This window comes from Denitraticella aggregata (assembly GCF_048158365.1).
Classification (GTDB): Bacteria; Pseudomonadota; Gammaproteobacteria; order Burkholderiales; family Rhodocyclaceae; genus Azoarcus_F.
In genome coordinates, this window is sequence record NZ_JBLLNL010000003.1 from 1 (window position 1) to 12,325 (window position 12,325).

Sequence of the window (12,325 nt, forward strand, 5' to 3'; positions counted from 1 at the left end):
GCACCACTCTCTCCTGGCCATTCCTCGCTCCGACCTCGCTCCCTGGATCTGGCCCGAAGTCCGCAAAGGCCGCAACGCAGGCCCATACAGATCAGAGGGTTACGCGCGGACGAATCAAGCGGTTGGATTGCAGCATTGGGTAGCAAAGGAAATGATCGTGTGCGTTGCGTTTGCGTTGCGTTTTATCGGTGCCGGCATGTTCATCGGCGAGCCACCCGCCTTCGATGCCATCGTCGATCGTCTGCGCGCGCTGAAAGCAGCGATCAATGGGTGCGGCAATGGTTGAAGCGTAAGCGTCCGACCCGGAGAGCAGACGAGGTTGCGGACTTCGCCAATCTTTTGGGCTACTCGCCTTTAGGATAAGGCCTCAGACCCAGCAGTATCTCCGCTTTTTCGCTCAGGGGCTCCGCCATCAGTTGAGGATCGGTGTATTCGGCGAGCTGATCGCGCAGCAGGGCATAAACGGTTTCGCGGTCCTGGCTCGTGTCCAACTCGACGCATTTGCCTTTGCTCTTGAACAATTCAACCGTAGGCAGAGTCTCCGCCTTGAAGGTGTCGAACCTCAGCTTCATGGCCTCGACGTTGTCGTCTGCCCGGCCGGAGTATCTGGCTCGGCCCAGAATGCGCCGTTCGAGCACCTCGAACGGGCACTCAAAGTACAACATGGTGGGCAACTCCGCCGTGCGGCCAAAGACTTCGTACCACGCCTCGAGGTTGGACAGCGAACGGGGAAACCCATCGATCAGGAAGTTTCGCTTACCGGTGGTCCGGGTGGTCCGTTCCATGGCGTCTTTCAACAGACGCACCACGATTTCATTGGGCACCAGTTTCCCTGCGGCGATGTATTCCTTGATGATCTCGGTCGTCGGCCCCCCGGCCGCCTGCTCGGCCCGCAGTAAATCGCCGGTTGAAAGGTGCGTCCAGCCCAGCTGGATTTCCGCCAGTTCACACATGGTGCCCTTGCCGGCGCCGGGACCACCCAGCACGTAAACCACATTGGGCGACGGGCAAGGCTGTCTCGGGTCGACGTAATGGATCACCACCTTGGGCGCGGGCGCGACACCCATCTTGTACACATTCCACGCCCGGTCCGTGGGCGGCAATTCGTCATCGCAGGTGATCTCGTAGGCAAGATGGCCATCCAGCCGGCTGATCCGCCACGACTTGTAACTGTTGGAGTAGGACAGTGCGGGGCTTCTGGCCGCCTTGCCATCGGCGCGGTCCCAGGCCATCCTGCCATTCCAGTAACCCTTGCTGGAAACGGTACCGGACTCCGACTTGGCGGGCGGCGCTTCGGAAGGCACATACAGGCCATCGACTTCCGGCAGGCCGGATCCGGTGACCTCGATGAACAATGTGTTGGTCAAGGCTTGTGTTCCTTTCGTCATGAATTCTCTCGTTTACGATTGACAGCTTGGCAGGATGCGTTGGCCTGTGCTGCGTGATGGGTCTCTCCCAGCAATTGAGGGTAGAGCGGATCAAGGCGACTCGCCGCAAATCAGCGAATGAACCGGACAACGCATTGTCCCCCGAGCTTCAATCCGGTTCAACGCGAACCGCACCCTCTAACAGGGCCTCGAATACATCCAGCACACTCGCGCACGCGCTTTCGCAGCCAAGGCCGTCGGCAAACCAGCGTAAGACAGCCCTTCGATTCACTGCTTTCAAGCTGGGAGCCGCAGTTGACGGGCGTATCCGCGAGGCATCGCCAAGCGTGCGTATTTCTACGGATGGCCATGTCCCTCCGGTCGATGACATACTCCCTTATCGAGGCGGGCAGGACCGTCGGCCGAGAGGCGCCTGTGATCCAGTTCGTATTGCAGCGACCCGCATAACCCCATGACCCATTCCCGAATGCGCCAGACCTGGTTCTTCGCGATCTGCCTCGCCAGCGTCTGCGCGACGCTGGTCGTGCTTGGCGCCGGCAGGCAGATCGCTCACAGCGCGAAACTTCTGCATGAACAGGCGATGTCGATTGGCCAGAGCATCGCCACCCTTTCCGCACAGGAAGTGGCGGCAAACGATCGCATCGCGTTGGCACGGCGGCTCGAGGCCTTCAACGATTTCGCCTCGGTCAGCGCCATCGTTGTGTCGGACCGTCGCGACGAACCGCTCGCCGCCGTTCGGCGGAATCTTGCCGGAAACCTCAGTGCCGCCGCAGTGCGGGACGTGTCGACGATCGCAACCGTACCGGAACTCGGCGCTTCCGTCTGGCCGCGGCTAAGTGCAGAAACCACATCGGTTCGGGTTCCGGTCGGAGAGATCGCGCCCATCGGTTGGGTGCGGCTAGAATACTCGCTCGCGTCGATCCTCCCCGGACACATGCTGCTCGAAGGGCTTCTGGCAGGGTTGTTGCTGACGACCGTTGCGACGGTCTTGTTCGCGGCCCTGGGCCGTAACGGTTCCAGCACCGAACAGGCGGGCCTCACCGTTCCGCACACTCACGCAGCGACGTCCCTCACGCCGTCCACCTCCGAGTCGCACAAACCATCCGCCAGAGCCTGACCCGCGACGCGCCGATATCAGCCGCGCTGGATGAGTTCCACCTTGTAACCATCCGGATCCTCGACGAATGCGATCACCGTCGTGCCGTGCTTCATCGGCCCCGCCTCGCGCACGACTTTTCCACCACGCGCGCGAAGCTCGTCGCAGGCCTTGTATGCATCCGGCACCGCGATCGCAATATGCCCGTAGCCGTTGCCCAGATCATAGGACGCGGTGTCCCAGTTGTGGGTCAGTTCGAGCACGGCGGCCTCGGACTCGTCCTGAAAACCGACGAAGGCCAGCGTGAACCGCCCCTCCGGATAGTCCTGGCGCCGTAGCAGACGCATGCCCAGAACCCCGGTGTAAAAGGCCAGCGAGCGATCCAGATCGCCCACTCGCAGCATCGTGTGCAGCAAACGCATGTCAGTCCTCCCGAATATCAGTGCCGGCGGTCGCGTCGATCAACGGCAGATCGCCCGCGGCCTTGCGCAGTTCGGCGCGCGCGGCGCGCCAGTCCGGATAAAGCGCCTCCACCACCGCCCAGAAGCGCGGCGAATGATTCATCTCGATCAGATGCGCGACCTCGTGCGCGACCACGTAGTCGCCCAGTGCGGCCGGCAGGTGAACCAGCCGCCAGTGCAGGCGGATGCCGCTCATGGCGCTGCAGCTGCCCCATCGGGTGCGGGCCGACGACACGCGCACCTGGGGACTGACGCGTCCGAGCCGATGACAATATTCGTCCACGCGTCCCGCGAACCACGCGTGGGCGCGCTTCTTCAGCGCCACGATCATCGCCTTGCGCGGATCGACGCCCGCCGCCAGCCGTAGCTCCTCGCCGCCATCGGACGCGGCGCTCCAGTGCGTGCCCCGCGGCCCGGCCAGCAGCCTGAGGCGACACGGGCGACCGAACAACGGAAAGATCGCGCCGTCCACGACCTCGAAGCGCTGCCGCGTCAGCCGTTCGGCACGCGCGTCGAGTTTGCCCAGCAGCCAGTTCGAATGACTGTGGATGAAGCGTTCGATATCCTCGATCCGGGCCCGCGCCGGCGCCGCGACCCGCACACCGGCGGCATCGACCTGCAGCGCAAAGCTGCGCCGCGCCGACCGCCGCAGCGCATAGGGAACCTCCCGCTCGCGCACCAGGATGCGGCGGACGCTGCCGCGGTTCTGCCGACCCCCTTCCACCTTGGGGTCGCCATCGAGAAGGCGCTTCAGGGCTTGTCCCGCCACACGTATCCTCGCGCCGCGACACTGTCCTTGATCACACGCATCGCCGCATCGACTGCAGCACACGGCCCCTTCATGCCGAGTTCGACCGAACGCTGCAGCCCCTCGCCGGCCACGGTCGGCAGGCTGAACAGCGTCGCATCCGGAAACTCGGCGGTGACCTGCTCCATCAGATCGATCAAGCGCCCTTCATAGGCGTCCTCGACGGTGATCGATAGCTCCACGTAATCCTCGGCATGATGCTGTGCCGCGAAGCGGGTATCGAGCACCCATTCCACCATCGGCCAGGCCATCACCGGAAAACCCGGCACGAAGAAATGGTTGGCGATCGAAAAACCCGGGATCTGGTTGTAAGGATTCGGGATGATCTCGCTACCGACCGGAAAGACACCCATCTGCAGGCGATGCGGCGTGATCTCGTCGCCGAAGCGCCCGCGGATCGCCACCTCCGCCTCCGGATGCAGCGCAAGCTCCAGGTCCAGCGCCGCCGCAGCCGACTGACGGGTCCGGTCGTCCGGTGTTGCGCCGATGCCGCCGAAACTGAATACCACGTCGCCACTCGCAAAACTCTCGCGCAAGGTCTGCACCAGGCGCCCGGGCTCGTCGCCCACATAACGCGCCGACGACAGCTTCAGGCCGCGCGCGCCCAGCAGTTCGATCAGCTTGACCAGATGCTTGTCGGTGCGACGCCCCGACAGGATCTCGTCACCGATGATGATTGCCCCGAAATTCATTTTTTCACCCCGATCACCTTGGCATGCCGGGCAGCATGCCCTTCATGCCGCGCATCATCTTCTGCATGCCGCCCCTGGAGAACTGCTTCATCATCTTCTGGGTCTGCTCGAACTGCTTCAGCAGCCGGTTGACCTCCTGCACCGACACCCCCGCGCCCGACGCGATCCGGCGCTTGCGGCTCGCCTTCAGGATCTCGGGTTTGGCGCGCTCGCTCGGCGTCATTGAATTGATGATGCCCTCGATGCGGCCGATCTGCTTCTCCTCCGCCCCGCCCTGCAACTTTCCCGCGGCCTGGGCGAACTGCGCCGGCAGCTTGTCGAGCATGGACGACAGCCCCCCCATCTTGCGCATCTGCGCAATCTGCTCCTTGAAGTCGCTCAGGTCGAAGCCCTTGCCGGTCTTGAGCTTCTTAGCGAAGTCACGCGCCTTCTCCTCGTCGACACCGCGCCGCGCCTCCTCGACCAGACCGAGAATGTCGCCCATACCGAGGATCCGGCTGGCCATGCGCTCGGGGTGAAACTCTTCCAGCCCGGACAGCTTCTCGCCGACACCGGCGAACTTGAGCGGCTTGCCGGTGACGTGACGCACCGACAGCGCCGCGCCGCCGCGTGAATCGCCATCGAGCTTGGTCAGCACCACGCCAGTCAGCGGCAGGGCCTCGTTGAACGCCCGTGCGGTGTTCACCGCATCCTGACCGAGCATCGCATCGACCACGAACAGCGTCTCGACCGGTTTGACTGCGGCATGCAGCGCGGTGATCTCGGCCATCATCGCTTCATCGATCGCCAGCCGGCCGGCCGTGTCGACCAGCACCACATCATAGTAATGGCGACGCGCATGCTCCAGCGCAGCCTTCGCGATATCGACCGGCTTCTGGTCGATGCTGGACGCGAAGAAATCCACGCCGGCCTGACCCGCGACGGTTCTCAGCTGCTCGATCGCCGCCGGGCGGTACACGTCGGTGGACACCGCCAGCACTTTCTTCTTCATCCGCTCGTGCAGCAACTTGGCGAGCTTGCCGGTGGTCGTGGTCTTGCCGGCCCCCTGCAGGCCGGCCATCAGGATCACCGCGGGCGGCTGGGTGGACAGATCGAGGCCGGTGTGGGTGCCACCCATCAAGGCCTTCAGTTCGTCATGCACCACGCCGACCAGGGCCTGACCGGGCGTCAGCGAGCCGATCACCTCCTGGCCGACCGCCTTCTGCTTCACGCGTGCGACCAGGTCCTTGACCACCGGCAGCGCGACGTCCGCCTCGAGCAGGGCCATGCGCACTTCGCGCATCGCCTCCTGGATGTTGTCTTCGGTCAGACGGGCCTGTCCACGCAGGGTCTTGACGACTTTGGAGAGACGCTGGGTAAGATTGTCGAGCATAAGGGTCCGGGCTGGGAGTATCAGGGGGAACGAGGGGGCGGATCGGGCTCGATCGGGCGCGGATCGAACAACCCGCTCACGCGCCGCAAGCGTTTCATCCGGGCAACGGAATCGACCTCGATTCCGGGCGACGCGAGCCATCGGGCGTCACCCAAATCCGCCAGTCTTCGCGAGCCATGGAGTAAACTGTGAGCATCTATGCTGACCATTCTACTTCATCTGTTCGCCGCCCTGCTCTATGGCGCCTTGGGGCTGTGGTTCTGGCGCACCTGCGTTGTCGAACCCGGAGCGCAGCCACGCCAGTGCATGACGAACGCCGAGCGCCTCGTATTGCTGGCCGCGCTGGTGCTGCATGGCCTGGCCCTGCATGGGTCGATGTTTCCAGGTCAGGACATGCGTTTCGGGTTCGGCCTGGCCGTCTCGCTGATCGTCTGGCTGGCGGTCTGCTTCTACTGGATCGAGACCTTCTATGCCCGCCTGGATGGCCTGCACGTGATGGTCCTGCCGGCCGGCGTCGTCGGAAGCCTGCTCCCGCTGATCTTTTCCGGGCCGCACGTGCTGATCAACGCCGCCTCGCCCGCGTTTCGCGCGCACTTCATCGTCGCGATGCTCGCGTACAGCCTGTTCACGCTCGCGGCCTTGCACGCGATGCTGATGGCGGTGGCCGAGCGCCAGCTGCACAGTGGCCGCATCAGCCGCGCCGTCGCGAGGCTGCCGCCGCTGCTGACCATGGAAACCCTGCTGTTTCGCCTGATCACCATCGCGTTCATGCTGCTGACGCTGACGCTCGCGTCGGGCATCGTGTTCTCCGAAACGCTGTTCGGCCAGCCCTTCCGCTTCGACCACAAGACGGTCTTCGCGATCACGTCATGGATGCTGTTCGGCGCCCTGCTGTTCGGTCGTCGGGTGTGGGGCTGGCGCGGTCGGGTCGCGCTGCGCTGGACGCTGGCCGGTTTCATCGCGCTGGTGCTCGCCTACATGGGCAGCCGTTTCGTCGTCGAGGTATTGCTTGATCGGGCCGCCTGAATCCATGTCGAGAATTCATGCCGGCCGATCCGCAGCGGCGTCCGCATCCGCCTCGACCATGACGACCCTCTGACGCGCGGCCGCAGTGGACGCCTTCTCGATTCAGACTCAGTTTGCCGCACTGGCCGTGCTGCTGGTGATGTCCGGCATGTCGTCGATGACCGAGACGGTCATGATGGCCTCCAATCGCTATCGCCTCCGAGCGCTGGCGAGCAACGGGCATCGAGGCGCACGCCTGGCGGTCGAACTGCTCGACAAGACCGACCGACTGCTCGGCGTCATCCTGCTGTTCAACAATCTGGTCAATGTCGCCGCGGCGACACTGGCCAGCGTGATCACGATCAACCTGGTCGGCGAGGAAGGCTGGGCGCTCGCGGCCGGAACCGTGCTGCTGACCTTTTTCATCCTGGTCTTCTCCGAGATCACGCCCAAGGTCATCGGCGCCCAGCATGCCGACCGGCTCGCGCTGATCGTCAGCTATCCGCTGACCGGCCTGCTCAAGCTCTCCTACCCGGCCGTCTGGTTCGTCAATCTGTTCGTGTCCGGGATCCTGTGGCTATTGCACCTGCAGCCCAAGGGCAACGCCCAGGCCAGCCTGTCGATCGAGGAGTTGCGCTCGATGGTGCTGGAGTCCGGCCAGTACATTCCGCAGAAGCACCGCGACATCCTGGTCAACCTGTTCGAACTCGAACACATCACGGTCGAGGACGTGATGACCCCACGCGGCTCGATCGAGAGCATCGACCTGCGCCAGGCGCCGGACAACATCCGAGAGCAGATCGCGACCTGTTATCACACGCGTCTTCCGGTGCTCGACGGCGAAAACGAACGCGTGATCGGTGTGCTCCATCTGCGTCGAATGCTGGCCCGCGCGCTCGATGCCGGCTTCGACGCAGAGGCGATCCGCGATCTCGTGGCCAAGCCCTATTTCATCCCGGCCGATACGCCGCTGTATTCCCAGCTTCAGTTCTTTCAGGAGAACCACCAGCGCCTCGCACTGGTGGTCGACGAGTACGGCGAACTGCTCGGTCTGCTCACGCTCGAGGACATCATCGAGGAGCTGATCGGAAAATTCACCACCACGCTGCCCGACAGCAGCCACAAGCTGGCCTGGGGCCAGGACGGCAGCGTCCTGGTCGACGGCAGCCAAAACCTCAGGGAACTCAATCGACGGCTGGGCCTGGAACTGCCGATCGAAGGCCCGAAGACCCTGAACGGGCTCATCCTCGAACACCTTCAGGACATTCCGGAGGCCGACCTGGCCTTCAGAATTGCCGGCGTGGTCATCGAGATCATCCAGACGGAGGACAAGATGGTACGCATGGTCAGACTGTTCCGGACCGAATCGGAGCGCGACCATGCCAGTCAGGATTGAGCCCCGCGCATGCCATGGGATTGTGGCTGACCCTTTACAACGCGCCGCAGCAAGGGCAACATCAGGCGTCGCTCAATTAGAGTAACCATGGCAGCCAATCCGCAGATCCCTCTGAGCGGGCTCGCCCGCGCGCTGATCCAGCAAGGTCGGCTTTCGGAAGCCGACGCCGTGTCGTGCACCAGCGCCGCCAAGGCGAGTCCCAGCGGATTCATCCTCGAACTGGCCCAGCGCAAGCTTCTAAGCACGCGGGACATCGCATGTGTCGCCGCCGAAACCTTCGGCTATCCCGCAATCGACATCAGCACCCTCGACCCCGCCACCGTCCAGCGCGACGCGATCGATCGCAAGCTCATGGGCAAGCATCAGGTCATCCCGCTGCTGAAGCGCCAGAACCGGCTCATCATCGCCACCGCCGATCCGTCCAACATGCGGGCGCTGGACGAGATCCGGTTCCAGAGCGGCATGCAGGTCGATCTGGTCGTGGCCGAGGCCGACAAGCTCGGCCGTCTGGTCGACAAACTGTCCGAATCCGCCGAACAGACGCTCAAGGAGTTGACCGGCGAAGACTTCGACATGGACCTCCTCGACCAGGAGGCGCCGGGCACCTCTCCGGAAGGCGACGATGCATCGCAGGAGGTGGACGATGCGCCGGTGGTGCGCTTCATCCAGAAGGTGCTGATCGACGCGATCAACGAGGGTGCATCCGACGTCCATTTCGAGCCATACGAAAAATACTACCGGATCCGGGTTCGCACTGACGGCGTGCTACGCGAGATCTCCCAGCCTCCGCTGGTCCTGAAGGACAAGATCGCCGCGCGGATCAAGGTCATCTCGCGCCTCGACATCTCGGAAAAGCGCGTGCCCCAGGACGGCCGCATGAAGCTGGTGCTGTCCAAGAACAAAGCCATCGACTTCCGCGTGTCGTCGCTGCCGACGCTGCACGGCGAGAAGATCGTGATGCGTATCCTGGATCCCAACTCGGCCATGCTCGGCGTCGATGCGCTAGGTTACGAGCCCGAACAGAAAAAGGCCCTGCTCGGGGCCATCGAGCGGCCCTATGGCATGATCCTGGTCACCGGCCCGACTGGCTCGGGCAAGACCGTATCGCTGTACACCTGCCTGAACATCCTCAACACCGCGGGCGTGAACATCTCCACCGCCGAGGATCCGGCCGAAATCAACCTGGCCGGCATCAACCAGGTCAACGTCAACGAGAAGGCCGGGCTCACCTTCGCTGCGGCCTTGCGGGCGTTTCTGCGGCAGGATCCGGATGTCATCATGGTCGGCGAGATTCGCGACCTGGAAACCGCCGAGATCTCGATCAAGGCCGCACAGACCGGCCACCTGGTGCTGTCGACGGTCCACACCAACGATGCGCCGACCACCCTCGAGCGCCTGAAGAACATGGGCGTGGCGCCCTTCAACATCGCGTCGTCCGTGATACTTATCACGGCACAACGCCTCGCGCGGCGACTATGCTCATGCAAGCAGCCGGTCGACATCCCGGTCGAGGCACTGCTGCAGGCCGGCTTCACCGCCGACGACCTCGACGGCAGCTGGCAGCCCTTGGGCCCGGTCGGTTGTGACCGTTGCGGCGGCACCGGCTACAAGGGGCGGGTCGGCATCTACCAGGTCATGCCCATCACCGAGGAAATTGCGCATATCATCATGACCAATGGCAATTCCATGGACATTGCCGAGCAGGCCCGCATGGAAGGCGTCAAGGATCTGCGTGAATCCGGTTTGCTCAAGGTCAGGCAAGGCGTGACCTCGCTCGAGGAAGTGCTGGCAACAACCAACGAATAGATTCAAGACTCATTCGGAAATCACCACACATGGCGACGACAGCCCAGGCCAGACGACTCCCGGTCGGCCCCAAGGAATACCTCTTTCACTGGGAAGGCAAGGACAAGACTGGCAGAATCCAGCGCGGCGAGATCCGCGCGACCGCGGAATCGGTCGTTCAGGCCACGCTGCGGCGCCAGGGGGTCATGACCACCAAGGTGCGCAAGCAGAAGATGTCGCGTGGTCACAAGATCACCGAGAAGGACATCGCACTGTTCACGCGCCAGCTCGCGACGATGATGCGCTCCGGCGTGCCGCTGCTGCAGGCCTTCGACATCGGCATCAAGGGCGCCACCAATCCCAGCCTCGCGCGGCTGCTCAACGAGGTCCGCACCGACGTCGAGACCGGGTCCAGCCTGTCGCAGGCCTTCAGCCGGCACCCGGTGTATTTCGACAAGCTGTTCTGCAATCTGGTCGCCGCCGGCGAGCAGGCGGGCATCCTCGACAACCTGCTCGAACGCCTCGCGACCTATAAGGAAAAGATCCTCGCGATCAAGAGCAAGATCAAGTCGGCCCTGTTCTACCCGATTGCGGTCGTGGTCGTCGCGGCGCTGGTCATCGCGGTGATGATGCTGTTCGTGATCCCCGAGTTCAAGAACGTGTTCACCAGCTTCGGCGCCGACCTGCCGGCCCCGACGCTGATCGTCATCGCAATGTCGGACTTTTTCGTCGAATGGTGGTACCTGATATTCGGCATCATCATCGGCTCGATCCTGATCATCAGTTACCTGTACAAACGCTCGCCCAAGATGCAGAACGCGGTCGATCGTATCGTGCTGCAGTTGCCGGTAGTCGGCGACATCGTGCGCAAGGCCACCGTCGCACGCTGGGCGCGCACGCTGTCGACGATGTTCGCCGCCGGGGTGCCGCTGGTCGAGGCGCTCGATTCGGTCGGTGGCGCGTCCGGCAACCATGTCTATCTGACCGCCACCAAGCAGATCCAGACCGACGTCAGCACCGGCGTCAGCCTCACGGTCGCGATGCAGGGCGTCAATGTGTTCCCGACCATGGTCGTACAGATGGTCGCGATCGGCGAGGAATCCGGCCAGCTCGACTCCATGCTGAGCAAGGTCGCCGACTTCTACGAGCAGGAAGTCGATGACGCGGTGGCCGGTCTGTCCACACTGCTGGAACCGATCATCATGGTATTCCTCGGCGTCGTCATCGGTGGCCTCGTGGTCGCGATGTATCTGCCCATCTTCAAGCTCGGCGCGGTCGTCTGACGCATTCGCGGCACTGCCTCCACACCCGTCCGGTCCTCCGTGGCCGGACGTCGCCTTTGCAGCGTCACGCCCCGACGCACCTCATTCGCACGGACCCACTCGCTCCGCGCCACTCGCCATGAACGTCACCCTGCTCGACCCTGCCGTTTTCACGGCCCTGATCGCCCTGCTCGGCCTGTTCGTCGGCAGCTTCCTGAATGTCGTCATCCATCGCCTGCCCAGGATGATGGAGCGCGAATGGGAAGCCCAGGCGGCCGAGATCCGCGGGGAGGAGGCGGCGCCCGCCGAGCGCTTCAATCTCGCCACACCGCGGTCGCGCTGCCCGCACTGCGGACACCTGATCACCGCGCTCGAGAACATCCCGCTGGTCAGCTACATCATCCTGCGAGGGCGCTGCGGTCATTGCGGGGCTTCGATCAGTCGTCGCTATCCGGTGGTCGAACTGCTGACTGCTGTGCTGTCCGGCTATGCGGCCTGGCATTTCGGCATCGGACTCGCAACCGCCGGTGCGCTGGTGTTCATCTGGGCCATGATCGCGCTGTCCTTCATCGACCTCGACACCCAGTTGCTGCCCGACCAGATCACGCTGCCGCTGCTCTGGCTGGGGCTGGCGTTCAACCTCACCGGCACCTACACGGATCTGTCGAGCGCGGTCATCGGTGCGATGGCCGGCTATCTCGCGCTGTGGTCGGTGTATTGGCTGTTCAAGCTCGCCACCGGCAAGGAAGGCATGGGCTACGGGGACTTCAAGCTGCTCGGCGCGATCGGCGCGTGGCTGGGCTGGCAGATCCTGCCGCTGACGATCCTGCTGTCGTCGCTGGTCGGCGCGATCGTCGGCATCAGCCTGATCGCACTGGCCCGCCACAAGCGCAACGTCCCGATCCCGTTCGGCCCCTATCTGGCCGCAGCCGGCGTCATCGCGCTGTTCTGGGGCGACGCGATCACGGCGAGCTACCTCGGCCGATTCTGATCGCGGCTCTCCTGCAAGCACTCCGACGCGCAGACTCACGGAGGGCAGATTGACCGGCCCAACGCGCGA

The 12,325-nt window shown here is 63.8% G+C and carries 12 protein-coding genes; 7 read left to right on the forward strand and 5 right to left on the reverse strand.

Annotation, left to right across the window (positions count from 1 at the left end):
* On the forward strand, nucleotides 1-286 hold a 286-nt coding region (locus tag ACKVEX_RS04890), incomplete at its 5' end, for a hypothetical protein (RefSeq protein WP_473214579.1).
* A 58-nt stretch (nucleotides 287-344) separates the two neighbouring features.
* Here ACKVEX_RS04890 and ACKVEX_RS04895 read toward each other — a convergent pair.
* A complete protein-coding gene (locus ACKVEX_RS04895; RefSeq protein WP_473214580.1) occupies nucleotides 345-1,388 on the reverse strand; it encodes a nucleoside monophosphate kinase in 1,044 nt (347 codons plus the stop codon).
* A gap of 466 nt (nucleotides 1,389-1,854) precedes the next feature.
* Here ACKVEX_RS04895 and ACKVEX_RS04900 point away from each other — a divergent pair, with 466 nt between their 5' ends.
* Nucleotides 1,855-2,505: a hypothetical protein gene (locus ACKVEX_RS04900; protein WP_473214581.1), complete on the forward strand. Its 651-nt coding sequence runs from the start codon at nucleotides 1,855-1,857 to the stop codon at nucleotides 2,503-2,505.
* 17 nt (nucleotides 2,506-2,522) lie between these two features.
* Here ACKVEX_RS04900 and gloA read toward each other — a convergent pair whose 3' ends face one another.
* Genes gloA through ffh form a run of 4 tightly spaced genes read right to left on the reverse strand, consistent with a single transcriptional unit; the run spans nucleotide 2,523 to nucleotide 5,817 of the window.
* On the reverse strand, nucleotides 2,523-2,906 hold the full coding sequence (gene gloA / locus ACKVEX_RS04905) for a lactoylglutathione lyase (RefSeq protein WP_473214582.1): 384 nt from the start codon (nucleotides 2,904-2,906) through the stop codon (nucleotides 2,523-2,525).
* A 1-nt stretch (nucleotide 2,907) separates the two neighbouring features.
* Nucleotides 2,908-3,714, reverse strand: coding sequence for a M48 family metallopeptidase (locus ACKVEX_RS04910; RefSeq protein ID WP_473214583.1), 807 nt, complete (start codon nucleotides 3,712-3,714; stop codon nucleotides 2,908-2,910).
* Nucleotides 3,696-4,445: a competence/damage-inducible protein A gene (locus ACKVEX_RS04915; protein ID WP_473214584.1), complete on the reverse strand. Its 750-nt coding sequence runs from the start codon at nucleotides 4,443-4,445 to the stop codon at nucleotides 3,696-3,698. The genes ACKVEX_RS04910 and ACKVEX_RS04915 overlap by 19 nt, the downstream gene beginning before the upstream one ends.
* 13 nt (nucleotides 4,446-4,458) lie before the next feature.
* Nucleotides 4,459-5,817, reverse strand: a complete 1,359-nt coding sequence (ffh, locus tag ACKVEX_RS04920; protein WP_473214585.1) for a signal recognition particle protein — start codon at nucleotides 5,815-5,817, stop codon at nucleotides 4,459-4,461.
* A gap of 198 nt (nucleotides 5,818-6,015) precedes the next feature.
* On the opposite strand from ffh, the gene ACKVEX_RS04925 reads away from it, so the two are divergent.
* The 5 genes from ACKVEX_RS04925 to ACKVEX_RS04945 all read left to right on the forward strand — a co-directional run bounded on the left by ACKVEX_RS04925 (nucleotide 6,016) and on the right by ACKVEX_RS04945 (nucleotide 12,256).
* Nucleotides 6,016-6,843, forward strand: a complete 828-nt coding sequence (locus ACKVEX_RS04925) for a cytochrome C assembly family protein (protein WP_473214586.1) — start codon at nucleotides 6,016-6,018, stop codon at nucleotides 6,841-6,843.
* Nucleotides 6,844-6,928: 85 nt separating this feature from the next.
* The gene (locus ACKVEX_RS04930) at nucleotides 6,929-8,218 is read left to right on the forward strand and encodes an HlyC/CorC family transporter (protein WP_473214587.1); all 1,290 of its coding nucleotides are present in this window, start codon (nucleotides 6,929-6,931) and stop codon (nucleotides 8,216-8,218) included.
* A gap of 87 nt (nucleotides 8,219-8,305) precedes the next feature.
* Nucleotides 8,306-10,024 carry a type IV-A pilus assembly ATPase PilB gene (gene pilB, locus ACKVEX_RS04935; protein ID WP_473214588.1) on the forward strand — a complete coding sequence of 573 codons (1,719 nt, stop codon included), beginning with the start codon at nucleotides 8,306-8,308 and terminating at the stop codon, nucleotides 10,022-10,024.
* 29 nt (nucleotides 10,025-10,053) lie between these two features.
* On the forward strand, nucleotides 10,054-11,286 hold the full coding sequence (locus ACKVEX_RS04940) for a type II secretion system F family protein (protein ID WP_473214589.1): 1,233 nt from the start codon (nucleotides 10,054-10,056) through the stop codon (nucleotides 11,284-11,286).
* A gap of 118 nt (nucleotides 11,287-11,404) precedes the next feature.
* Complete coding sequence (locus ACKVEX_RS04945) at nucleotides 11,405-12,256, forward strand: prepilin peptidase (RefSeq protein ID WP_473214590.1); 852 nt, start codon at nucleotides 11,405-11,407, stop codon at nucleotides 12,254-12,256.
* Nucleotides 12,257-12,325 lie beyond the last annotated feature (69 nt).

Excerpts from the sequence above, each read along its gene's own strand:
- gloA (WP_473214582.1), bottom strand. The coding sequence starts at position 2,906 with ATGCGTTTGCTGCACACGATGCTGCGAGTGGGCGATCTGGATCGCTCG.
- ffh (WP_473214585.1), bottom strand. The coding sequence starts at position 5,817 with ATGCTCGACAATCTTACCCAGCGTCTCTCCAAAGTCGTCAAGACCCTG.
- ACKVEX_RS04915 (WP_473214584.1), bottom strand. The coding sequence starts at position 4,445 with ATGAATTTCGGGGCAATCATCATCGGTGACGAGATCCTGTCGGGGCGT.
- ACKVEX_RS04900 (WP_473214581.1), top strand. The coding sequence starts at position 1,855 with ATGCGCCAGACCTGGTTCTTCGCGATCTGCCTCGCCAGCGTCTGCGCG.
- ACKVEX_RS04945 (WP_473214590.1), top strand. The coding sequence starts at position 11,405 with ATGAACGTCACCCTGCTCGACCCTGCCGTTTTCACGGCCCTGATCGCC.
- ACKVEX_RS04940 (WP_473214589.1), top strand. The coding sequence starts at position 10,054 with ATGGCGACGACAGCCCAGGCCAGACGACTCCCGGTCGGCCCCAAGGAA.
- ACKVEX_RS04895 (WP_473214580.1), bottom strand. The coding sequence starts at position 1,388 with ATGACGAAAGGAACACAAGCCTTGACCAACACATTGTTCATCGAGGTC.
- pilB (WP_473214588.1), top strand. The coding sequence starts at position 8,306 with ATGGCAGCCAATCCGCAGATCCCTCTGAGCGGGCTCGCCCGCGCGCTG.
- ACKVEX_RS04925 (WP_473214586.1), top strand. The coding sequence starts at position 6,016 with ATGCTGACCATTCTACTTCATCTGTTCGCCGCCCTGCTCTATGGCGCC.